This is a genomic window from Collinsella aerofaciens ATCC 25986 (assembly GCF_964239575.1).
Lineage (GTDB): Bacteria > Actinomycetota > Coriobacteriia > Coriobacteriales > Coriobacteriaceae > Collinsella > Collinsella aerofaciens_BQ.
On record NZ_CAXSQQ010000023.1, the window covers coordinates 1 to 21348 of the forward strand.

Genomic DNA, 21348 nt, shown 5'->3' on the forward strand with positions numbered 1-21348 from the left:
GGTATCGGGTTCCCACATTCATCCGCACATGTGCGGATGAATGTGGGAGGTGTTCGGATAAAGTCGATAATCAAGGCGAAAAACTCTTTTCAAAATTCTTGAAAATTGGGGCTTGCATCGCGTGGCGTTCCTTGCAATAATAGTCGAGCGCGAAGCGCACAGGACACGGTGGGTGTAGCTCAGTTGGCTAGAGCGACGGGTTGTGGTCCCGTAGGTCGAGGGTTCGAGTCCCTTTACCCACCCCAGTTCTTGCTTCGTGTTGATATCGGGTCGTTAGCTCAGTTGGTAGAGCAGGGGACTCTTAATCCCAAGGTCCAGGGTTCGACCCCCTGACGGCCCACCACACGATATCTCCTCTAAAGTCCGCCACAACGGACTTTAGCTTTGGGTCGTTAGCTCAGTTGGTAGAGCAGGGGACTCTTAATCCCAAGGTCCAGGGTTCGACCCCCTGACGGCCCACCAAAGCAAGTTAAGACGGTCAACTTCGGTTGGCCGTCTTTTTTTGTTGACCTTTCATGGGGTCGAACCCGAAAGGGCGCGGAGCTGAGGAAATGCGTAAGCATTTACCAGCGCAGCGCGCAAGGCGCCTTGGCGCCGCAGCGGCCGCCTGCGCAGCAGGCTGACCCCCTGACGGCCCACCCAAAGCATGTTAAAGCGACTGGCTCAGGCTGGTCGCTTTTTTGTTAACCTCACATGGGGTCGAACCCGAAAGGGCGCGGCCGCTTTCACAGATCGAGCCTACCCTGGGGATCGGTAAAACCGTCAGTACCCTCCTTGAGTTTCCTCTCGTCTGCCTTCACACGACGCTCGAGCTTTTTTGTATCCTCGGCAGGCGGTAGGTTCTCGGGGACAATTCCGCGGTCGATGAGGCTGCCACGCACGCTTGTGTTGTTCTCGACGTGTTCTTGTTTGATCTGGTCCAGACCGAACAGGTCGTGTTCTTCGGCGTTGAAGGCCGTCATCGAGTTCGTAAGGTCCTTTGCTTTGATGAGGACATCGGCAAACCTGTCCGCCAATGCCGCGCTCTTGGGTACGCCGAGCTGCTGCTTCATTTCCGCCGTGCTTCTGCCCCCGAATAACGCTTCATCGCCCTTCGACTTGATGATCGCGAATCCTTTGGAGCCCACGCCGCGTTTGAACGCAATACCCGAGAGTTGTTTCTCTGAATCGGATAGCGAGTGGCGCGCCTGCAAGCGCTGAATCTCTGCGAAGCGCTGCTCTATGAGCTCTTGACGGCGCGTCTGCACGGCGAAGTACGCCTGTGCGAGCGCGATCTCCGGCTTGTTTGGGTCTCCGTTTTGGGCGATTAAATAGCATGCGTAGCGCGTTAACTTATAGTCTTTGACTGCTTTTTGTCCTATTCCTGTAGGTACTATTTTGCTGGTTTCAACAAAATAGGAAGCAACAGGCATTTCGTTGACTTCACACGATGCCATCGCCCTCTTAATTGCAGTCTCAAAATTGCGCCATTGGACGTATCCGAGGGGTTCCATTAAATCGCGTGCGAGCCAATACTCAACGCCGTCTTCCGCATTGGCGTAGCTATCAAGTTCGACACGCCACTTCTCGATATCTCTGCTGTCCATATCTCCTCCTCGTCGGTCTATTGTCTATGCGGGCTTTGCCAGCTCTGTATTCAGAATAAGGATACGCTGTCGTGCGGACACGAACGGGCCCCGTGCCACTTTGAGCTCACGGGACCCATAGATATCGATTAGTTGTGTTCTGCTTTAGATAGGTGTCCAGTTTAGTCTGCTCGATAGTGCGAACCCAGGCTTTCGGTCCGCTTGCGCATGGCTTTGACCATTTCCGTTGCCAACTGAATCTGCGACTGTAGGCGGGCGAGGGCAGCGACTTCGCTGTCCTGGGTTTTCTGTGTGCTCAAGGTCGTAGCCTCCGTCTTCAAGTCCTCAAGCTCGTGTAGTGCCTCGGATAGGCCCGTCTCGGTGCGGTTGATCATGCAATAGGTGCTCATCGTGTGCTTAAGGCTTTGTGCCAGGCGTTCGACATCTTTTGTGGCAATGCCGTACTGGGGGAGGGCGATCTCCGCCTTCAGGGCTGTCTCAGGCTCTTTCTGCGCTGCAAGGGCTGCCGATGCGCCTGCGATACGTCCGAACACGATGCCGTTGGCGCTTGACAAGCCACCAATGCGGTCGGCGCCGTGCATGCCGCCTGTCGCCTCGCCGCAAGCGTAGAGGCCCTCAACACCCGTGTGCGCGGTCTTATCGATCTTGATGCCGCCGTTGGCGGCGTGGGCATACATCGCCACGCGCATCTCGTCGGTCGGCGCGATGCCGTGCTCGTCTTGTAGCCAGGTGGCAAAGTTCTGCACAAACTCTGGGACATTCTCGCGGGGAAAGTCGTAGTGGAGCGCTAGGCCTTCGGCACCTGCCTGATCGATGATGAGGTCGATGGCACGGGAGGCCAAGCGCGAGGTGAAAGGACCATATCCGGAGCGCTGCTCAAGCAGATTGTCTAGCTTTTCGTCGCCAATATCGACCGGTTGGTCAAACGTGACGTAGCGCCAGGTTTTTTCGTTGAAGACCAGGTTGCGCTTGGGCTCGATGAAGCCGGGCATCATCTGCATGAACTCTATATTAGTAAGTGTTGCGCCGTGCGCCAGCGCGATGGCCTGCGAGGAACTGAGCACATCAGCCGACGTAAGGCTGCGCTCGAACAGGCCGCCTGTGCCACCGGCTGCGATGACCGTGGCCTTGGCAGCAAAGGGCACGATTCGATTTTCGGTAAGGTCGTAGAGTACGGTTCCGGTTATTCTGCCGTTCGTGTCCTCAACAAGGTCGATAAGCTCATGGCGGGGGAGCAGGCGAATGCCGAGCGACTCGATCCAGGTCGTCAGAGCGTCCTCAAGGGGCTTGCGGGTGAGGCCGCGCCACATGCGCGTCTTGTGGTCAAAGCAGGGGATAAATTGCTTTTGTTGAGCACTCTTGGCGCTTTGCGGACGCTGGAGCTCAACGCCCAGGTCTTGCTCGAGCCAGTCAATCGCTTGGGGAATGCCGTGGACGAACGTTTGGACGAGTTCGGGGTCGGCAACGCCGCCGCCGACGGCCAGGATGGTGTCGATGAGGTCCTGCTCGTCGTCTTCGTTAACGGGTCCGATAAGCCCTAGGCCCCAGGTTCCGGGGAAGAAGCTCGATCCACTCATAGTCTTGCCGGCGCTTGCCACGGTGACGGACGCGCCGGCGCGTGCTGCTTCTATGGCGGCGCAAAGGCCCGCAATGCCAGATCCAATTACCAGTACATCAGTCGATTCCATCGGATTCCTTTCTCGTCCGGCGCATTGTCGCACGGGTGATCGGCAATGGGGCCGCAAAGACTCGGCAAATCGGTAAAGGGCAAATATGGCAGGTGGGCGTCAGGTTGACTCGGCCACTTCGGTCGGCCCATTTGATAAGTTGCGGTGGAATACGGACTGTTTTGGCCTGTATGGATGCAATTCAGTCCGTATTTCACCGCAACTGATACATCGGACCTTCTAATAAGAGTAACCAATTTGGGACGGGACAAACAAAAAGAGCCGCTACCTCGAAAGGTAGCGGCTCCAAATCTCAACTATATGAGCATCGCGCGGGCGCGATTAGGCCTTGAGGGCCTCCTCGACGGCGACAGCGCAGGCGACGGTGGCACCGACCATGGGGTTGTTGCCCATGCCGATGAGACCCATCATGTCGACGTGCGCAGGCACGGAGGAAGAACCGGCGAACTGGGCGTCGGAGTGCATACGGCCCATGGTGTCGGTCATGCCGTAAGAGGCAGGGCCGGCGCCCATGTTGTCCGGGTGCAGGGTACGGCCAGTGCCGCCACCAGAAGCGACGGAGAAGTACTTCTTGCCAGCCTCGAGGCGCTCCTTCTTGTAAGTGCCAGCGACGGGGTGCTGGAAGCGCGTGGGGTTGGTGGAGTTACCGGTGATCGAGATGTCGACGTTCTCGTGCCACATGATGGCAACGCCCTCGCGGACATCGTCGGAGCCGTAGCAGTTAACGGCAGCGCGGGGACCATCGGAGTAGGGGATGGTCTCGACGACCTTGAGCTCGCCCGTGTAGTAGTCGAACTGGGTCTTCACGTAGGTGAAGCCGTTGATGCGGGCGATGATCTGAGCAGCGTCCTTGCCCAGACCGTTGAGGATAACGCGCAGCGGCTTCTTGCGAGCCTTGTTGGCGTTCAGAGCCAGACCGATAGCGCCCTCAGCGGCAGCGAAGGACTCGTGGCCAGCCAAGAAGGCGAAGCACTCGGTGTCGTCGGAGAGCAGCATAGCGCCCAGGTTGCCGTGGCCCAGACCGACCTTGCGGTCCTCGGCGACGGAGCCGGGAACGGTGAAGGCCTGGATGCCCTCGCCGATGATGGCGGCAGCCTCAGAAGCGGACTTGGCGCCACGCTTGACAGCGAGAGCGCAACCGAGGGTGTAGGCCCACTCGGCGTTCTGGAAGGCGATGGACTGGGTGTTGTTGACGATCTCACGCGGGTTGAAGCCCTTGTCGGTGCAGATCTGCAGAGCTTCCTCGAGGGAGGCGATGCCGTTGTCGGCGAGGCACTTGTTGATCTTGTCAGCGCGGCGCTCGTAACCTTCGAACGTAACAGTCATAGTTATTTCCCTCCCTTTCTACTCGTGAACCGGGAACACGCTGGCGACGGAGTGAGTCTCCTCGTCGGTGCGCGGGTCGATGTACTTGGCAGCGTTCTCCCACTGACCATAGTGGCCCATAGCGCCAGCGATGGCCTCCTCGGGGGTCTTGCCGGCCTTGACGGCGTCGGTGAACTTGCCGAGGTTCAGGAACTCGAACGCGATGATCTCGTTCTTGTCGTTGAGAGCCATGCGGGTGACGTAGCCCTGAGCGAGCTCGAGGTAACGAGCGCCCTTGGCCTTGGTGCCGAACATGGTGCCGACCTGGGAGCGAAGGCCCTTGCCGAGGTCGTCGAGGGAGGCGCCCACGGGCAGGCCGCCCTCGGAGAACGCGGTCTGGCTGCGGCCGTAAACGATCTGCAGGAAGATCTCGCGCATAGCAACGTTGATGGCGTCGCAGACGAGGTCGGTGTTGAGGGCCTCGAGGATGGTCTTACCGGGAAGGATCTCGGAAGCCATGGCGGCAGAGTGGGTCATGCCCGAGCAGCCGATGGTCTCAACGAGGGCCTCCTCGATGATGCCGTCCTTGACGTTCAGCGTGAGCTTGCAGGCGCCCTGCTGAGGTGCGCACCAACCCACACCGTGCGTAAGACCGGAGATGTCGGAAATCTCCTTAGCCTGGACCCACTTGCCCTCCTCGGGGATGGGTGCGGGGCCGTGGTATGCACCCTTGGCAACGGGGCACATGTTCTCCACTTCCTGTGAGTACTGCATGCCTCTCCTCTCTATCGTGTTGGCGTCCCGTCTGGGGGTCGTGGCTGGCGATTGCCGGGCGACCCTTCGAAAGGGACATGACATGCAGCCCCTATAATACCGCGAAATGCACGGAATATTCGGCGAACGGCTCAGTTTTCGTAGCGAGAAGTCCGGAAGTTTTAATTGAAACGGTTTAACTCTATGTTCTGTGGTCGTGAGTTTCCGTAGAGGGGGTCCGTCTTGGGCAAGCTTTTGGTCCGCTCTTGCAAGCGTTGCAGTGGTTGACCTGTTGCAACGGTGCCGTTCGCCGCCTGTTTGCTGCCTTTGGCCGCGCGAGTGTATTGTTTTGCGTGAATGTTTTGATGGCACGCTTCAATCGTGCTGTATTGGATGGTAAGCAGATCCCGGCGAAGGGAGCGCCATGCAGCGCGTTTGGAGAACGGTTACCGGCTTTTACCATGTCTGTGCCCGCGGTGTGGGCAAACAGCTCATCTTTGAGGGCGATGAAGACCGGTGGGAGTTTTTGGAGCTGATGCGCGAGCGCTGCCGCGAGGAGGGCGTGACGGTTATCGCCTGGTGCCTTATGGGCAATCACGTGCATTTGGTGCTTGCAGATTACGAGGACAGGATGAGCGCGGCAATGCACCGGCTGCTTTTGACATACGCGCGGCGGTTCAATAAGCGCACGGGGCGCACAGGCCATCTGTTCCAGAACCGTTTTGACCGGCGTTCGCTCGATACCGATTGGCAGGTGATGGAGGCTATTCGCTCCGTACACGCCGATCCGCAGGAGGTGGGCGTTAGCCTAATCGAGCGTTATCCCTGGAGCAGCTTTGCGGAACACCTGCGTTCATACGACGGTGACGCGGCCGATGTCGCGAGGGGATTTTCTGATCCTTCTTGCGTGCTTGAGCTTTTTGGTTCTGCCGAGGGCTTTATTGCCTATTCGCTTTCGACGCCCGACGGCAGTGAGCCAGCGCTGTGCGATATGAAAGAGACGGAATGGGAACGCCACGCCTTTGCCGACAAGATGGCGAAGGAGCTCGGGGTTCCGCTTCGTGGGGTTAAAGTCGCACCGCCGGCGCAGCGCGATACCGTTATTTTTGGATTGCACGATGCCGGTTTTACAGTGCGCCAGATTGAGCGGTATACCGGGATTGGCAAAAGTACCGTCTCTCGTATCGTGCGCGCCCGCGCGCGAACGGCGATGCGGGCTGGCGAAAACGTGATGTAAGGTCGCCTGTTCACCGCAGTTGGGGTCGTCCATACGCCGCAACCAGCGTTCAAAAGCTTGGTACGGTAACTGCACTTCTTAATATGCATAGAACAATCGTCATCTTGCATAAAATAACAGCTCAGTCCGGGTTTGCCCGTGCCTACCCCCGTCTGCGCCGTGCAAAAAACGGAGTTTTCAGCATCGTGGTGCTGTCGGCACTGCCGCAGTCTTGCAACATACGGGTCCCGAAGCTATTTATGCCTTCCGATGCGCCTCCGAAGCGCATGTATGTGATCCCTGAGACCGCGATGCTTGTTCTAAAACACAATATATATGCGCCTGGAGACGTTGATTAACGCTTTCGATGCGTATACATACAGCTTGGCGTGCTGAATACTCGCAAAAATGCACGTCGCACCCTATGGGACCCGTCTGCGGCAGGCGCGAAGCGAGTCGGAGCTCAGCAGAACGGGGCTTGGCGCATTGCTTGGCGGGCCCGGGGCCCTGCCGCAGACCTTTGGTGCTGTGGAAAACGCCCGTGTTCGCGTCTGGCCGTGTGGTAAATGACAGACGGGGCGCCGGACGCGCTGATTTTGTGTGTTCGTGCTCATTAGGAAAAACAGAGCCGCCCGTATCGGGCGGCTCGGCAATCAAAAACCTTGGATTCGGAGCATACGCTACTGGTTAGCTTGCCCCTCGAGCATGCCGTCGAGGGTGCGCCAGGCGAGCTCGGCGCATTTGACGCGGGCGGGCATGTGCGAGATGTCCTGGAGCTGGGCGGCTTCGTCCAGGTCTTCCAGGTCCTCCTCGGAGAGCTTCTCGCCGCGGATCATGGCGAGGAAGAGCTCTGCCAGGCGGCGAGCTTCCTCGACGGTCTCGCCGGTGATGAGATCGGCCATGATGTCGGCACTGGCCTGGCTGATGGCGCAGCCGTGGCCGGTAAAGGAGGCCTCCTCGATCACGTTGTTCTCGACACGCAGCTGCAGAGTGAGCTCGTCTCCGCAGCTGGGGTTGATGCCGTCGTGCTCGTGCGTGGGAGCATCCATCTCGTACTTGTAGTCGGGGTGCGAGTTGTGCTCCATAAATGTGGTGGAGGTGTACAGATTACCCATTGAACGTGCTCCAAACGTGATGCAGGCCGGCGATGAACTTGTCAATGTCGGCCTTGTCGTTGTAGAAGGCCACGCTGGCGCGGCAGCAGGCAAGGTTCTCGACGCCCAGCCAGGTGAGCAGCGGCTGTGCACAGTGGTGACCGGCGCGGATGCAGACGCCGTCCATGTCCATGATGCTCGCAACGTCGTGCGGGTGGATGCCGCGGACGTTAAAGCTCACAACGCCGTGGTGGTTGTCCCAATAGATGGAGCCGATGATCTGGACAAAGTCGAGCTGCATGAGCTCGCCCATCAGGTAGTGGACGAGTGCCTGCTCGCGTGCCTGGATGTTCTCGTAACCCACCGTGTTGACCAGGTAGTCGAGTGCCGCACCCGTGGCGAAGATGCCGGCGGCGTCCTGTGTGCCGGCCTCGAATTTCTCGGGAACGGGCGCCCAGACGGCGTCCTGCTCGGTAACAGAGTCGATCATCTCGCCGCCGGTGAGCATGGGCGGCATGGCGTTGAGCAGGTCCATCTTGCCCCACAGCACGCCGATGCCCATGGGGCCCATAGCCTTGTGTGCGCTAAAGGCAAAGAAGTCGGCGCCCAGGTCGGCCACATCGACCGGCATGTGCGGCAGCGACTGCGCACCGTCGACGACCAGGTAGCCGCCATACTTGTGCACGAGCTTGCCGAGGTTCTTGACTGGGTTCTCGACTCCCAACACGTTGGAGACCTGACCCACGGCCAGAATCTTGGTCTTGGGACCAACCTTGGCAAGAACCTCCTCGGTGGTGAGCTGACCGGTCTTGGTGGGGTAGAGGTAGACGAGCTTGGCGCCGGTCTCGCGGCAGACCTGCTGCCACGGAATCAGGTTGGAGTGGTGCTCCATGATGGTGATGACGACCTCGTCGCCCGGCTCGAGGACTGTGGGTGCAAAGCTCTTGGCGACCAGGTTGAGCGACTCGCTCGTGTTGCGGGTGAAGACGACCTCGTTGGCCTGGGCAGCGCCGATGAGGTCGGCGATCTGCTGGCGCACCTTCGCGATAGCCTCAGTGGCCTCGACGGACAGCGAGTACAGGCCGCGCAGAGGGTTGGCGTTCATGCGCTGGTAGAAGTCGCGCTCGGCGTCGAGCACACAGGCAGGACGCTGCGCGGTGGCGGCACTATCGAGGAAGGCGATCTCGGGGTGCTGCTGGAACAGCGGGAACTGCGCCTTGTAGGGATTAGTCTCGATGTCGACGGTAGGCCAGCCGCGCGAGGCCTCGTCGCTGGCGTCGAGCTCCATAGGCTCCGGTGCGGTACAGGTGTCGCATTTAACGTGCTCGGTGTCGATCATGCGAGCTCCTCTTCAAAGTTGTCGATCAGGTTGTTGCCCAGGCGGACGACGGCGGCGCGGGTGCGCTCGTCGGTGGCGGAAAGTGCGGCGTCCTCCAGCTTGGCGCGGACGAACAGGTCCTCGGCGGCGTTTTGGTCAAGGCCGCGGCAGGCGAGGTAGAACAGTTGCTCGTCGCGGACGTGGCCGATGGTGGCTCCGTGGTTGCCGGCGACGTCGTCCTCGTCGCAGAGAATGACGGGAACGGTCTTGTTGTCGACGCCCTTGTTGGCCAAAAGCACCGTCTCGCGCTCGGTGCCGGTTGCACCCTTGCAACCGTGCACGAGGTCGATGGTGCCGCGGTAGACCTTCTTGGACGTGCCGGTCAGCACGCCGTTGGCGTCGATCTCGCACTCGGTCTTGCGACCGCGGTGGCGCAGCTCGTAGTTAAAGTCGCGCACCTGCTCTCGGGCGCCCAGGTAGTCAGTATCGATGGTGACCTTGGCGGTATCGCCCAGCAGGTCGCCGGCAAGGCCGGTGGCGCTGGCGCCGGCACCCAGGACGGTGTGCTGCACGTTGACGCGCGCGCCCTCGTCCAGGAACAGGCCGGTGTCGTCGAGCGCGATCCAGCTATCGTCGAGCGTCTGCGTGCAGGTCACGTTGACGGTGGCGTACTCGTGGGCGCACACGCGTAGCACGGATCCCACGACGCCTTGGCCGGCAACGGGAGAGTCCAGGGCAATAAGCAGATCGAGCGTCGACTGGGGACGGGCGACGACGTCGATGGCGGCGATGGCCGCGGCGGCATCGACACCGCTCACACGTACGGTAACCGTGGCGTGCTTGTATGCGGGCACATCGATGACGACGCGCTTGGTGGCGTGGTCGGCCAGGTAGGTGTAGGCAGCCTCGCCCATGCCAGTCTCGAAGGCCTCAGCGGGGGAGAGCTCCTCCTCCAGCTTAATGGCACCGGCCTGGTAGACGGAGGTGGCGGGCACGTCGAGCTCGGTCTCGGGCGTGATGCGGGCGCGGTCGGCGGCATCGCCGGGCGCGGAGGCGCGGCGCTCGGGGAAGCGCTCGGCCATGGCGTCCATGGCGGCGTCGAACGCGTCTGCCACGCCAGCAAACTGCTCGTCCAAGCCCTCAACCTCAATGGTCTCGGCGGGAGCGGCAGCAAGCTCGTCAGAGAGCTCGAGCTTGGTCTGATTCATCTTCAGCCAACCCCAAGTGGCAGCTGGCATCGCATTGACCTGCTCAAGGGTGGTAGCAGCGGTGTTCGTGGTCTGTTTCATTATCCGATCGCTCCTTCCATCTCGAGCTTGATCAGGTTGTTCATCTCGACGGCGTACTCCAGCGGCAGCTCCTTGGAGACCGGGTTGGCAAAGCCGTTGACGATCATGGTGCGGGCCTCTTCCTCCGAGATACCGCGGCTCATCAGGTAGAACACCTTATCGTCGCCGATGCGGCCGATGGTGGCCTCGTGGCCGATGTCGACGTTCTTGGCGCGGATGTCCATGGCCGGAATAGTGTCGGAGCGGCTTTGGTCGTCGAGCATCAGCGACTGGCAGCTCACGGTTGCCTTGGAGCCCTCGGCCTTGGGTGTCGCAACGATAGAGCTGCGGAAGGTCTGGATGCCGCCGCTCTTGGAGATGCCCTTGGTTTCGACGGTTGCCGAGGTCTCGGGCGCGTTGAGCACGACCTTGCAGCCGGTGTCGAGGTTCTGCCCGGCGCCGGCAAAGGTGATGCCGGTAAAGCTCGAGCGGGCGCGACGGCCGTTGAGCACGCTCATGGGGTAGAGGTAGCCCACGTGGCTGCCGAAGGAGCCGCTGATCCACTCGATGTCGCCGTCCTCGTCCACGCGCGCACGCTTGGTGTTGAGGTTGTACATGTTCTTGGACCAGTTCTCGATGGTCGAGTAGCGCAGGTGCGCACGCTTGCCCACAAAGAGCTCGACGGCGCCGGCGTGGAGGTTGGCCACGTTGTACTTGGGCGCGGAGCAACCCTCAATGAAGTGCAGGTCGGCATCGTCCTCGACGATGATGAGCGTGTGCTCAAACTGGCCGGCGCCCTTGGCGTTAAGGCGGAAGTAGCTCTGCAGCGGGAAGTCCAACTTGGTGCCCTTGGGCACGTAGACAAACGAGCCGCCCGACCATACGGCGCCGTGCAGGGCCGCAAACTTGTGGTCGGTGGGCGGGATGAGCGTCATAAACTTCTCGTGGATGAGCGGTTCCCACTGCGGGTCGTGCAGGGCCTCCTCGATGCCGGAGTAGACGATGCCCATCTTGGAGGCGGTGTCCTGCATGTTGTGGTAGACGAGCTCGGAGTCGTACTGCGCGCCGACGCCTGCCAGGTAGCTGCGTTCGGCCTCGGGGATGCCCAGGCGCTCAAAGGTGTTCTTGATGTCGTCGGGCACCGACTCCCAGTCGTGCTTTTGGTCGGTGTTGGGCTTGACATAGGTGACGATGTTGTCCATGTCCAAGCCCTCGATGGAGGGGCCCCACGTCGGATCCGGGAAGCGGTTGAAAATCTCGAGGGACTTGAGGCGCAGGTCGAGCATCCACTGCGGCTCGTCCTTCTTGGCGCTGATCTCGCGCACGATGTCGGGCGTGATGCCGGCGTCGAGGCGCTCGAATCCCTCCTCGCCATAGGTGAAGTCGTAGAGGCTGCGGTCAATGTCCGCGACCTCGGTGCGGTTCTTGGTCATTGCATCGCCCCTTTACGCCTGCTGCTCGGCAGCGGCGGCTTCGGCCTGGGCGCGCTGCTCGGCGGCCTCGCGCTCGAAGGTCTCAAAACCGTTCTTGTCGATCCAGGGAATGAGCGAGGCGTCGTCCTCGCGTACGATGTGGCCCTTGACCATAACGTGGACGCGGTCGACATCCAGGTGCTCCAGGATGCGCGTGTTGTGCGTGATGATGAGCATGGAGCCGTCGCAGCTCTTGCGGTAAGCGTCCATGCCGTGGCTGACGGTGGAAAGCGCGTCGACGTCCAGACCCGAGTCGGTTTCGTCCAGGATGGCGAGCTTGGGCTGCAGCAGCAGAAGCTGGAGCATCTCGACCTTTTTCTTCTCACCGCCCGAGAAGCCCACGCCCAGCTCGCGGTTGAGGTAGGCGGTATCCATGTTGAGCTCGGCTGCGAGCTCCTTCACGCGGCGGCGGAACTCTTTACCCTTCATCTCCAGGCCGGGGCGGCCGGCGATGCTGGCGCGCAGGAAGCTCGACAGCGGCACGCCCGGGATCTCGACCGGGGCCTGGAAGCTCAGGAACAGGCCGGCGCGCGAGCGCTTGTCGGTGGTGAGCTCGGTGATGTCCTGGCCGTCAAAGACGATACGGCCGTCGTTGACCGTGTAGACGGGGTCGCCCATGACCAGGTGGCCGAGGGTGGACTTGCCGGCGCCGTTGGGGCCCATCAGCACGTGGGTCTCGCCGGCGGCGACGTTGAGGTTGACATTGTGGAGGATGGTCTTCTCGTCCACGGAGGCGGTCAGACCCTCGATGGAAAGCAGCGGATTTGCGCTCATGCTGTTCCTCTCTGTATATGGTGTACTCATAGGTGTACTAAACCCTAGGAATCTTCTCGGAATAAAGTTACTATGGGTTCGGCGTTAGTCAAGGGAAAACCCGACTAATCCACTCGACTTTTCAAATTCTGGGACAACATAACCTGTTGTGTTTGTCCCACTTACTTAAGATTTGGGACAAACAAACCTGGTTATGTTGTCCCAGATGCGATGGAAGGGTAGGTATGCTCATTTCTTCTAAGGGCCGCTATGCCCTCCGGCTGATGATCTATATCGCGGCGCTGGGCGACGCCGAGGGCAAGATTGCCTTGCGCGAGGTTGCCGACCGCGAGCATATCTCGCAAAAGTATTTGGAGCAACTGGTGCGTCCGCTTATGAAGGCGGGCCTGCTTAAGAGCGTGCGCGGCAAGGGCGGCGGCTACATGATGGCCAAGGACCCGGCCGAGGTGCGTGCCGGCGACATCCTGCGTGCCGTCGAGGGCAGCACGGCTCCGGTGGCGTGCGATGGCATCGACAACAGCTGCACCCGTAGCGATTTGTGCTCGACTGTCAAGTTCTGGCGCGGTCTGGATGACGTGATCGAAAAGTACGTCGACGGCGTGACGTTGGCCGACCTGGCCGCCGTCCCCGAGATCAACTTTGACATCAAGCTGTAGGGGTGCAAATGGCATCTCTCGACAAGGTGTACAAGCAAATCGAAGTTTTTGCTCGGGAATGTGACGCCGAGAAGGTCGTGTTGTTTGGTTCTCGTGCTCGAGGCGACAACTTGCCCAAGAGCGATATTGACATCGCCGTAGCAGGTTGCCGGGATTTCGGCCGTTTCTCATATTTGATCGAGGAACATCTTGATACTCTTTTAGATGTAGATGTCGTCAATCTCGACGAGTCCCTATCACAGCAATTGCTCGATGAGATTGCCAGGGATGGTGTGATTCTGTATGAAAAAATATGAGAACTTTGTTAGCGCCTTGGCGAATCTTGAGGATGCGCCCAATCAGGATCTCAACAATGATTTTGTTCAGAGTGGATTGATTAATAAGTTCAATCTTCAATTTGAACTGAGCTGGAAGCTCCTTAAGCGTCTGCTCGAGTATGAGGGCGCCACGCTTGCCGCGTCGGGGTCTCCTCGTGCCATCTTGAAGGAGTCGTACCGATTCTACGACTTTATTGATGAGGCGGCCTGGCTAGACATGCTCAGAGACCGCAATACGAACGTCCATATCTACGACAACAAGCTCGCTCAAGATTTGATTCAGCGCATCTTGAACGTCTATATCCCCGCTTTCTGTCAGTTGAGGGACGGGCTGATGGAGCGATACGGCGAGCTTCTGATGGCGCCCGACGACCAGTTTGTTTAATTACTTAAGATTTCGCGGAGGGTTGTTGCCGTTTACCGAGGGGTTGTTGTGTAACAACGGGCGAGCTGCAATACTTACTTTTATCTTTGCAAACTGAACTTTAACTACACCAATGCAGGGAGGATCTTATGCAGCCCAAGCATTCTGCTATTGTCGCGGGTCTGACGCTGGCGCTTTCGTTTGGCGCCGTTTCCGCGCCGGCACCCGCCGCTGCCGAGGAGCCCACGCCGGGCGTTGCCTCGGATGCCACCGATATCGATAAGGGTCTTTAGGGTCTTTACACCCAACAGTCCTTCTCGGGCGTGCTGAGGTCGGTCCAGGGCGTTTCGTTTGTCAACGTGACTCCCGAGATGAAGTACTTCACCAAATATGAGAGCCATGGCAACTATAACCAGGGCTTTTCGTATGGTGACGGCTACAACGCGCTGGGTTATTACCAGTTCGACCGTCGTTGGTCGCTCATCCCGTTTATGAAGCAGGCCTACAACTACAACCCCGAAAAATACAACATGCTCAAGGATGCGATTGATCGCGGCAGCGAGATTTCCAACATGAGCAATGCCATGTACGAGAACGGCCAGCCCACCGAGTTGGGCCGTATTGCGCAGGAGGCCTTCCAGGGCGCTTATAACATCGACCCTGCTGAGTTTTCGGCTCTGCAGGATGCGTATGCGTACAACTCGTACTATGCGGTGACCGAGGCGTGGCTTAAGAGCGCTCTTGGCATTGACATCTCCGGCCGCGCCGATTGCGTCAAGGGCATGGTGTGGAGCATCACCAACGTGTGCGGCACCGGTGGCTGCAGAGACTTCTTCCGCTGGGCGAATCTTTCCAACGATATGTCCGACCGCGAGTTTGTGACGGCGCTCTCCAATAGCGTGGTCAACAATGTCGCCACCAAGTTTTCAAGTCAGCCCCAGTATCATGAGGGCTGGAAGAATCGTTATAAGAATGAGCTGAAGGACTGCTTGGTTTTTATCGCCGAGGATGAGGCTGCCGCTGCGACGCCCGTGCAGCCCGAGCCTACGCCGGTGCCCTCGCCGACACCTGATTCGAATGACGACTCGAGTGACGACGCCAACGATGACAGGATGGATGCGCCCTCGACCGATGCTGACGGTAATGGCTCTGCTGGTGGCACTACCAACGACGGCTCTACCTCGAACGGCTCCAATTCGAACGGCTCTGCTGCGGGCGATTCGTCTTCAAGCTCTGCCGGCAATACGGACAGCGACGCTTCTGGTTCGACCGACGCTGACACCTCTAACTCATCCACCGGCTCGAGCGATTCGTCCGTTGACACCGGCTCTAACAACGGCTCTGGCTCTGACGCAACCCCTGATTCCGATGCTTCCAAGGACGACTCGAATAAGGCGCCGGACGCTCCCGTTGCTTCGCCGGACAAGAAGCCTTCTTTCTCCGAGCAGCTTGGTTCTACGCTGGGTTCTTCGCTGATGGCTGGCGTCAATAACGGCTCGGCCCAGAACAAGGACAACTCTGATCAGGCTTCCACGGAAAAGACCGAAGCCGCAAAGGGCGACTCCAAGGATAAGGCTTCCGAGAAGGTTGAATCCGATAAGGGTTCTAGCTCTGATGAGAAGGACGACAAGTCCGCTCAGAAGAAGGACGAGGACAAGAAGTCTGAATCTGAGGAGAAGGACAAGAACAAGGACAAGACCGAGGACGGAAAGCAGCAGGGCGAGGACAGCAGTAAGGGCAACACCGACAACCAGAACCAAGAGCAAAATGACTCCAAGACGGTGACCACTACAACCACGACGACTACAACTACCAAGTCATCTGGCGGCAATATGCCCAAGACGGGCGATCTGATTGTGATGGCGAGCCTTGCCAGTGCAAGCTTGGCCACGCTGGGTGCCACGTCTATTGTGAGTGGCAAGTATAAGCTCGATCAGCAAAAGAAGGCTGCTGGGCAGAACGACTCCGAGGAGTAGTCCCTTTCGGTTGCCCGACAACTAAAGATTCGCAATGGGGGCCGGTGCAGATGCATCGGGCCCCATTTTGTTGCACAACGATTTGTTATGCCCCCTCAAGGCCTTTGTTCCTACCGTTGCCCGATGCCTTTGCACGGATCCAGCGTTGCGCTTGAACTGCTCGCTACAATGGGCTTCGTGCTGCGTTTTAGGGAGAAGTTACGGTGTCTGAACAGGAGTATTGCAACAGTGCCGCTACTTTTGGCGTACGGCTTGTCAACCATGTCGATGATGCGGTCTTACCGGTCGGTGTGCATGATTTTGCCGATGCCATTGGTCGTTGCATACTGGTCGACAAGACCATGTTTATTGCCGATGTGTTGGACTGTGACGCGTCCGTTGTGGTGTGCTGTCGACCCGAGGGTTTTGGCAAGAGCATGAACTTGTCGATGCTCAGGGCTTTTCTGGAGCGTCCGGCGGTCGGTCGCGCCGGTCGGATCTCGTTTGCCGATGCTCAGATTTGGGATGCGGACAGCGGGCGTTATCGGGATGAGTACGCTTGCTATCCGGTGATATCGCTGGACTTTTCTGGCGCTGCGAGGCGTGGCGCCGCCATTGCTGGCGTAGTGCGCGATGCTCTTTTGGGCGAGTGCGCCCGCCTGCTGGCGCTTTTGGAGGCTCCGGATTTAGCTCGAGACAAGGTGCGTCACATCGAACGTGTTGCGCGTGGCGCGGCGAGCGAGGACGAGGTCGCCTCGGTGCTTGGCGTGCTCATTGAGCTGCTGGAGATGGCCTGCGATGAGCAGGTTGTATTGCTCGTTGATGGGTACGACGCGGCGTGGTTGGGCCGTGCGAGCGCGGGGGACGCTTCCGACGCCGATCCGGCAGAACTACTTGACCGGTTGCTGTTTGACGCCATTGCCACTGCGCGCGATTCGTTGCGGCTGACGTGTTTGATGGGGGAGTGTCCCGGTCCTGCCGAAGCGGCGCTTTCTTCGCGCGGCTGCTCGTATTGTCTGACGACGCCGCTGTCGGCGTGGTGTGACCGATATTTCGGTTTTTCGGATGCCGAGGTCCAGGCTCTTTTGAATCATGCTGGGCGCGAGGAATACCTGGATGATGCGCGTGAATGGCTCGAGGGGTATCGGTTTGGCAGGGCCTATTGCTCGAGTCCAGAGCGTGTGATTGGGTTTTTGGACCGAGGCTGCACGGCGCCTGTGCGTGCCGATCTGTATGGATATGCCGATTGCCTGAGTAGGGTAGTTGTCGGGTGGAATCTCGACCGCCTTTCGGTCTTGTTTGATTTGCTCGAGGCCCATGGGTGCGCTGAGGTCCCGCTTTGTTTGGGCACTGCAGAGCCAGATGTCTCGCCTGACGATGACATGTGGACAGCGCTGTATCTGTCCGGTTTTCTCACGACGGATATGACTGAGGAGCCAGAGCATGGCGATCGCCTCCGTGCTTTGCGATTGCCCAATAACGAGCTTCGTCAGGCCTTGCGTCTAGTGATTATTGAGTGGTTTGAGTGCGCCGCAGAAGACATTCGAGACGTCGATGCGTTTCGCGACGGGCTGTGCCATGGGAACGAGGATACCGTGAGGCGGGCGCTAAGCCGCATCTTGGGAGATGCGGGAATCGGTGCGACCGACCCAGATACACCGCTGCCATATCACCTACTCTTGCAAGGACTCTGCTTTGGATTGCCGGGCTATGCCAATCCTGCTTCGAGGCGAAAGTGTGGCGCGGATCGCTGGGACATCCAGGTTTTTCCTACGGGCGCCGTGTTCGACATAGCCGATACGATCGGTATGCTCGATGAACGTCCGCTGATAACGATCAACATGATGTATGACCCCGGTGTTGATGCGCTGGGCCTGGAATTGCTGGCCGTGCAGTCGCTACTCGACATAGAGCGCGACGGCATCGACGAAATCCGTGTACCACGCCCCGGCGTGGGTCGCATGCGCTGGGGCTTTGGCTTTGACGGGCAGCGTGTGTCCGTGGTGTGCCAGCGGTTATAGGGGATGACGAAAGCCCTTTACTACCGCGTCCTTCATGGGCGGCATGGGCTTCCAGTTGGGATCCTTGATGATCTTGCGGGCGTCCTTCATGCCTCGGCGCAGCGCCGGAATGCCGGTCTTAAAGCACTTGTCGACCGCGGCCAGGCGAATGAATTCCTTGCAGAAGGTCGCGGCATTGCCCAGGCGGAACAGCATGGGGTGGTAGTCACCGTAGATCTGCATATAGCGAGCGAGGAAGCCTCGGTTGCGCATGATGTAGTAGCGGTTGGTGTCGCTCGTGGAGTTGAGCTGGCGCTTGCCGGCGATATCCCAGTTGGAGACGGCGCGGGCGCGCTTGAGCACCACGTCGGCGACCACGGCGGCGGGGAAGTGCTGGCTGGCTACGTAGCCGTAGCAGGCATCGTCGCCGTAGATAAAGAAGCGCGCGTCGGGCAGGCCAATCTTGTCGACCACGCGGCGCGAGAACATGCCGCCCTCAAAGCACAGCTGGTTCATGGCGCGGTAGCCCTCGGGACCCAGATCCCACTTGGCGATAGGGTTGGGGATGCCGAGCGAGAGGATGAGCTGGTATTGCCAAAAGAAGGCGCCGCCGTCAAAGTCCAGGCGCGAACCCTGGATGACATCGTAGCGGTCAGTCCACTTGGCCAAGCGCTCGATGCCTTCGGGGATGACGAGCACGTCGTCATCCATCACCCAGAACCATTGGGCGCCCAGGTCGTAGGCGCATTTAGTGCCTGCGGAGAAGCCGCCCGCACCGCCGCCGTTTTCGAGCTGCGGGGCGTAGATGACACGGTCGGTGCCGCCCTGTGCGTCGGGCTGCTCGGTGTCGATGCCCCACAGGTTGGCCAGGCGCTCGTTGAATGCGGTGCACATGGCCTCGGTCTCGCGCGAATTCTCGTTATCGACAATTACGATGCGCCAAGGCGTTGCCGTGAGCCCGGTCATGGAGTCGAACAAGTTGGCCAGGAGTTCCTGGCGCTTGTACGTAACGACGACGATGGCGAGCTTATCGATGGGGGCGGGAAGGGTTGTAGGCATGGGGCAATATATCCTTTCACGCGCGGCGGGCGAGTGCTGCGCGGAAGCTATCGAATACGTCCTTGGGACTGTCTTATTGTAAAGGCTCGGCGCACCTTGACGGCAAGCTTTGAATAAAACGCAGGAACCTGCCACGGCTGTAGCGGCTTTAGCGTCTGACGGCAGCGTGTCTATTGCCGCTTGAGCTTGCGAGCGATAAGGCTTCTAGCTGCGTCGATGGTGAGAAGTGTCAGGGCAAAGACGATGCTAATGACGGTACCCGTGACGATACATATAACTGCCGGGCTGTTTTGGCTGACCAGTATGTTTGCGAGCAACGTATTGAAGACGGGACGCCACAGGCTACTGGTGAGCGACTGCATCACATAGAAACCGAGCGTGGCGGTCGATAAGGTGACGATGGCACCTGCAGTCCGCGAATTGCCTGAGGCACTGCGTCGGGTAGCCGCAAAGAGCAGGGAGGCGGCAGCGAGGGCAAACGAGATCAACGAGGTTGATTTGTAGGAGAGGACTGCCATCGCCGTGAGGTTGCCGGTGAAGGAGAGTGCTCCTTCCAGGATGGTGGCGAGCGCCAAAACCGTTACGAGCGAGCGCATGCCCAAGGCGCCCGCCCTGTCCGAATCCATGGCGTCGGTTACGTCGCGGAGCAGTCCGCCGATCAAAAACGCGACTACGTACGTGGTGGCGCTCATGAGCTTTTGGAGCCAAGAAAACTCGCCGGCGCTTGTCGCACTCATGGCGGCCAAATACCCGTTAACAACGAATACGAGGATTCCAACGGCGATGACCGTCGTCGTGTAGGTTTTCTGGGAGAGTCGGCTCTTGGCCAGTCCAAACCATGGCGCCATGAAAACTGTGGCGGCATAGACCCAGATAAACTCAAGCCCAAGCGTGTACCAATAGTGCGTATTGAGGGTAACATCGGGAATGGGTGAGACGACCGTGGACCACGCGAGCGCCACGAGGCAATAAAACGCAGTGGGCATAATGACCTTGCCAAGGCGCTGCGCCGTCCGTTGCATTTGCGACTTCCACGTTGCTCCACCGTCCCAAGCACGCGCGGCCGAAGCGATGAGAAAATAGCCCGAGATCATAAAGAAGACCTCGTTGGCCCAGCAGCCAAGCAAGTTAATAAAACCGAGTACGCCGGAATAGGGGAACATCGCAAGTGGGGCATATTCCACGGCGCCGACGCAGACGGCTTGGAAGGTCCACTGAAAGGTGTGGAACACCGCGATGCCGGCGACCGCGACCAAACGCAGCGCTTCGGTGGGTATGTTGCGTGCGGCTTTGGGCTGCATGACGTCCTTTCGTATCGGTTTGCCTCTGCGGGCTCCATAGATTATATAAACGCCCGCTGGCGCGCTGACCCTTTGATACCATGAAACGACAGGTATTTCCTAAGGAGCACATTTGTCTACTAACGCCTCTGGCAGCCCTGTTCTGTCGCTGCTTATTCCCATTTACAATGTTCAGCGCTACCTGCGCGAGTGCCTCGATTCCGCCCTGGTGCAGACGCTCAAGGATATTGAGATCATCTGCATTAACGACGGGTCGACCGACAACTCGCCGGCGATTATCCGCGAGTATATGGAGCGCGATGGGCGCGTCAAGATGATCGACAAGGCCAACAGCGGCTACGGCGACTCGATGAACCACGGCCTGGAGATGGCGCGTGGCAAGTACGTTGGCATCTTGGAGTCCGATGACTTTATGGCGCCAGACGCACTCGAAAAGCTTGTCTCGGCCGCCGATAGCAATAATGCCGACTTCGCGAAGGCGAACTTTGATTTCTACTGGTCTAAGCCCGAGGAGCGCCGCTCGCTGCACGAGATGTTTAAAGCCAAGGACTGTGGCAAGCCGGTGCACCCGAGCGATACGACGCAGTTCTTTAAGCAAAAGCCGTCGATTTGGTCGGCCGTGTACCGTCGCGATTTTCTTGACCGCAACGGCATTAAGTTCCTGCCGACTCCGGGGGCATCCTTTCAGGACACGTCATTTGCCTTTAAGGTGATCGCGTGCGCCGATAAGGCTGTTTACCTTCATGATGTCGTGTTGTCTTATCGCCAGGACAACGAGAATTCCTCGGTCAATTCTTCGGCTAAGGTCTTTTGCGTCAATACCGAGTATGCCGAGATTGAGCGTTGGATTCGAGAGGATTATGCCCGCGACCACGCAAGTGATGACGTCGCGCGCATGCTCAAGTTCAATCAGCTCATTAAGTACGATTCGTACATGTGGAACTACGTGCGCCTGGCGCCTAAGTTCTATAAGGAGTTCCTGGTTCAGATGGCCAAGGAGTTCCAAGCGGCCTTGGACGCCGGGGACTTTTCGCTTGACGACCTCAAGCCGTGGAAGCGCGCAAATCTCGCTGCCATCCTCAAAGATCCTGAGGGCTGGGTTGACGAGCATCCGAGTTTCGCGACGGATGGTGCCTTGGGGCGTGCTAAGTATTACGCCTCGGTTGGAGGCCCAGGCGTGGTCGCTGCCTTCCTCATCGAATCGCTGAGGGGGTAGGTCGGC

Annotated in this window: 19 protein-coding genes and 3 tRNA genes; 11 read left to right on the forward strand and 11 right to left on the reverse strand. The window is 59.1% G+C overall.

Annotation, left to right across the window (positions count from 1 at the left end):
• Positions 1 to 168: 168 nt before the first annotated feature.
• From ACESUZ_RS08435 to ACESUZ_RS08445, 3 genes are all read left to right on the forward strand, one after another.
• A tRNA-His gene (locus tag ACESUZ_RS08435) sits at positions 169 to 245 on the forward strand.
• A gap of 22 nt (positions 246 to 267) precedes the next feature.
• A tRNA-Lys gene (locus ACESUZ_RS08440) sits at positions 268 to 343 on the forward strand.
• 43 nt (positions 344 to 386) lie between these two features.
• Positions 387 to 462: transfer RNA gene (locus tag ACESUZ_RS08445), tRNA-Lys, on the forward strand.
• A 263-nt stretch (positions 463 to 725) separates the two neighbouring features.
• Here ACESUZ_RS08445 and dinD read toward each other — a convergent pair.
• The 4 genes from dinD to ACESUZ_RS08465 form a co-directional block, all read right to left on the reverse strand.
• Positions 726 to 1586, reverse strand: coding sequence for a DNA damage-inducible protein D (gene dinD / locus ACESUZ_RS08450; RefSeq protein ID WP_373199567.1), 861 nt, complete (start codon positions 1584 to 1586; stop codon positions 726 to 728).
• Positions 1587 to 1747: 161 nt separating this feature from the next.
• A complete protein-coding gene (locus ACESUZ_RS08455; protein ID WP_373199569.1) occupies positions 1748 to 3274 on the reverse strand; it encodes an FAD-dependent oxidoreductase in 1527 nt (508 codons plus the stop codon).
• 321 nt (positions 3275 to 3595) lie between these two features.
• On the reverse strand, positions 3596 to 4600 hold the full coding sequence (locus ACESUZ_RS08460; RefSeq protein WP_117800431.1) for a GGGtGRT protein: 1005 nt from the start codon (positions 4598 to 4600) through the stop codon (positions 3596 to 3598).
• Positions 4601 to 4618: 18 nt separating this feature from the next.
• Complete coding sequence (locus tag ACESUZ_RS08465) at positions 4619 to 5353, reverse strand: iron-sulfur cluster assembly scaffold protein (protein WP_006235554.1); 735 nt, start codon at positions 5351 to 5353, stop codon at positions 4619 to 4621.
• Positions 5354 to 5756: 403 nt separating this feature from the next.
• Here ACESUZ_RS08465 and ACESUZ_RS08470 point away from each other — a divergent pair, with 403 nt between their 5' ends.
• Positions 5757 to 6569 (forward strand): transposase, encoded by an 813-nt coding sequence (locus ACESUZ_RS08470; RefSeq protein WP_373199572.1) that lies wholly within the window; start codon positions 5757 to 5759, stop codon positions 6567 to 6569.
• Positions 6570 to 7228: 659 nt separating this feature from the next.
• Here ACESUZ_RS08470 and sufU read toward each other — a convergent pair.
• The 5 genes from sufU to sufC are packed head-to-tail and all read right to left on the reverse strand — an operon-like array spanning position 7229 to position 12474.
• On the reverse strand, positions 7229 to 7663 hold the full coding sequence (gene sufU / locus ACESUZ_RS08475; RefSeq protein ID WP_161145058.1) for a Fe-S cluster assembly sulfur transfer protein SufU: 435 nt from the start codon (positions 7661 to 7663) through the stop codon (positions 7229 to 7231).
• A complete protein-coding gene (locus tag ACESUZ_RS08480) occupies positions 7656 to 8981 on the reverse strand; it encodes an aminotransferase class V-fold PLP-dependent enzyme (protein WP_217495623.1) in 1326 nt (441 codons plus the stop codon). The genes sufU and ACESUZ_RS08480 overlap by 8 nt, the downstream gene beginning before the upstream one ends.
• Entirely contained in the window at positions 8978 to 10249 is a 1272-nt protein-coding gene (locus ACESUZ_RS08485) for a SufB/SufD family protein (RefSeq protein WP_373199574.1), read from the reverse strand. The genes ACESUZ_RS08480 and ACESUZ_RS08485 overlap by 4 nt, the downstream gene beginning before the upstream one ends.
• Positions 10249 to 11661, reverse strand: a complete 1413-nt coding sequence (sufB, locus tag ACESUZ_RS08490; protein ID WP_022094821.1) for a Fe-S cluster assembly protein SufB — start codon at positions 11659 to 11661, stop codon at positions 10249 to 10251. Before sufB ends, ACESUZ_RS08485 begins: the two co-directional genes overlap by 1 nt.
• A 12-nt stretch (positions 11662 to 11673) precedes the next feature.
• Positions 11674 to 12474, reverse strand: a complete 801-nt coding sequence (sufC, locus tag ACESUZ_RS08495; protein WP_006235561.1) for a Fe-S cluster assembly ATPase SufC — start codon at positions 12472 to 12474, stop codon at positions 11674 to 11676.
• A 224-nt stretch (positions 12475 to 12698) separates the two neighbouring features.
• Here sufC and ACESUZ_RS08500 point away from each other — a divergent pair, with 224 nt between their 5' ends.
• The 6 genes from ACESUZ_RS08500 (at position 12699) to ACESUZ_RS08525 (ending at position 17787) form a co-directional block, all read left to right on the forward strand.
• On the forward strand, positions 12699 to 13130 hold the full coding sequence (locus ACESUZ_RS08500; protein WP_055310594.1) for an RrF2 family transcriptional regulator: 432 nt from the start codon (positions 12699 to 12701) through the stop codon (positions 13128 to 13130).
• An 8-nt stretch (positions 13131 to 13138) separates the two neighbouring features.
• Positions 13139 to 13426 carry a nucleotidyltransferase family protein gene (locus ACESUZ_RS08505; protein ID WP_006235563.1) on the forward strand — a complete coding sequence of 96 codons (288 nt, stop codon included), beginning with the start codon at positions 13139 to 13141 and terminating at the stop codon, positions 13424 to 13426.
• On the forward strand, positions 13413 to 13832 hold the full coding sequence (locus ACESUZ_RS08510; RefSeq protein ID WP_055286557.1) for an HI0074 family nucleotidyltransferase substrate-binding subunit: 420 nt from the start codon (positions 13413 to 13415) through the stop codon (positions 13830 to 13832). The genes ACESUZ_RS08505 and ACESUZ_RS08510 overlap by 14 nt, the downstream gene beginning before the upstream one ends.
• A 128-nt stretch (positions 13833 to 13960) precedes the next feature.
• Positions 13961 to 14104: a hypothetical protein gene (locus tag ACESUZ_RS08515; RefSeq protein ID WP_373199578.1), complete on the forward strand. Its 144-nt coding sequence runs from the start codon at positions 13961 to 13963 to the stop codon at positions 14102 to 14104.
• A 66-nt stretch (positions 14105 to 14170) separates the two neighbouring features.
• Positions 14171 to 15787, forward strand: coding sequence for a VgrG-related protein (locus tag ACESUZ_RS08520; RefSeq protein WP_373199580.1), 1617 nt, complete (start codon positions 14171 to 14173; stop codon positions 15785 to 15787).
• Between the two features lie 203 nt (positions 15788 to 15990).
• Entirely contained in the window at positions 15991 to 17787 is a 1797-nt protein-coding gene (locus ACESUZ_RS08525) for an AAA family ATPase (RefSeq protein ID WP_373199581.1), read from the forward strand.
• On the opposite strand, the gene ACESUZ_RS08530 is transcribed toward ACESUZ_RS08525, so the two are convergent.
• Both ACESUZ_RS08530 and ACESUZ_RS08535 read right to left on the reverse strand, forming a co-directional pair.
• Entirely contained in the window at positions 17782 to 18825 is a 1044-nt protein-coding gene (locus ACESUZ_RS08530; RefSeq protein ID WP_373199582.1) for a glycosyltransferase, read from the reverse strand. The genes ACESUZ_RS08525 and ACESUZ_RS08530 overlap by 6 nt on opposite strands.
• A gap of 170 nt (positions 18826 to 18995) precedes the next feature.
• On the reverse strand, positions 18996 to 20126 hold the full coding sequence (locus ACESUZ_RS08535; RefSeq protein WP_373199584.1) for an acyltransferase family protein: 1131 nt from the start codon (positions 20124 to 20126) through the stop codon (positions 18996 to 18998).
• Positions 20127 to 20238: 112 nt separating this feature from the next.
• Between ACESUZ_RS08535 and ACESUZ_RS08540 the strand changes: the two genes are divergently transcribed.
• Positions 20239 to 21342, forward strand: coding sequence for a glycosyltransferase (locus tag ACESUZ_RS08540; RefSeq protein ID WP_373199585.1), 1104 nt, complete (start codon positions 20239 to 20241; stop codon positions 21340 to 21342).
• Positions 21343 to 21348 lie beyond the last annotated feature (6 nt).

Coding starts and splice junctions, on each gene's coding strand:
- dinD (WP_373199567.1), bottom strand. CDS start 1,586: ATGGACAGCAGAGATATCGAGAAGTGGCGTGTCGAACTTGATAGCTAC.
- ACESUZ_RS08455 (WP_373199569.1), bottom strand. CDS start 3,274: ATGGAATCGACTGATGTACTGGTAATTGGATCTGGCATTGCGGGCCTT.
- ACESUZ_RS08460 (WP_117800431.1), bottom strand. CDS start 4,600: ATGACTGTTACGTTCGAAGGTTACGAGCGCCGCGCTGACAAGATCAAC.
- ACESUZ_RS08465 (WP_006235554.1), bottom strand. CDS start 5,353: ATGCAGTACTCACAGGAAGTGGAGAACATGTGCCCCGTTGCCAAGGGT.
- ACESUZ_RS08470 (WP_373199572.1), top strand. CDS start 5,757: ATGCAGCGCGTTTGGAGAACGGTTACCGGCTTTTACCATGTCTGTGCC.
- sufU (WP_161145058.1), bottom strand. CDS start 7,663: ATGGGTAATCTGTACACCTCCACCACATTTATGGAGCACAACTCGCAC.
- ACESUZ_RS08480 (WP_217495623.1), bottom strand. CDS start 8,981: ATGATCGACACCGAGCACGTTAAATGCGACACCTGTACCGCACCGGAG.
- ACESUZ_RS08485 (WP_373199574.1), bottom strand. CDS start 10,249: ATGAAACAGACCACGAACACCGCTGCTACCACCCTTGAGCAGGTCAAT.
- sufB (WP_022094821.1), bottom strand. CDS start 11,661: ATGACCAAGAACCGCACCGAGGTCGCGGACATTGACCGCAGCCTCTAC.
- sufC (WP_006235561.1), bottom strand. CDS start 12,474: ATGAGCGCAAATCCGCTGCTTTCCATCGAGGGTCTGACCGCCTCCGTG.
- ACESUZ_RS08500 (WP_055310594.1), top strand. CDS start 12,699: ATGCTCATTTCTTCTAAGGGCCGCTATGCCCTCCGGCTGATGATCTAT.
- ACESUZ_RS08505 (WP_006235563.1), top strand. CDS start 13,139: ATGGCATCTCTCGACAAGGTGTACAAGCAAATCGAAGTTTTTGCTCGG.
- ACESUZ_RS08510 (WP_055286557.1), top strand. CDS start 13,413: ATGAAAAAATATGAGAACTTTGTTAGCGCCTTGGCGAATCTTGAGGAT.
- ACESUZ_RS08515 (WP_373199578.1), top strand. CDS start 13,961: ATGCAGCCCAAGCATTCTGCTATTGTCGCGGGTCTGACGCTGGCGCTT.
- ACESUZ_RS08530 (WP_373199582.1), bottom strand. CDS start 18,825: ATGCCTACAACCCTTCCCGCCCCCATCGATAAGCTCGCCATCGTCGTC.
- ACESUZ_RS08535 (WP_373199584.1), bottom strand. CDS start 20,126: ATGCAGCCCAAAGCCGCACGCAACATACCCACCGAAGCGCTGCGTTTG.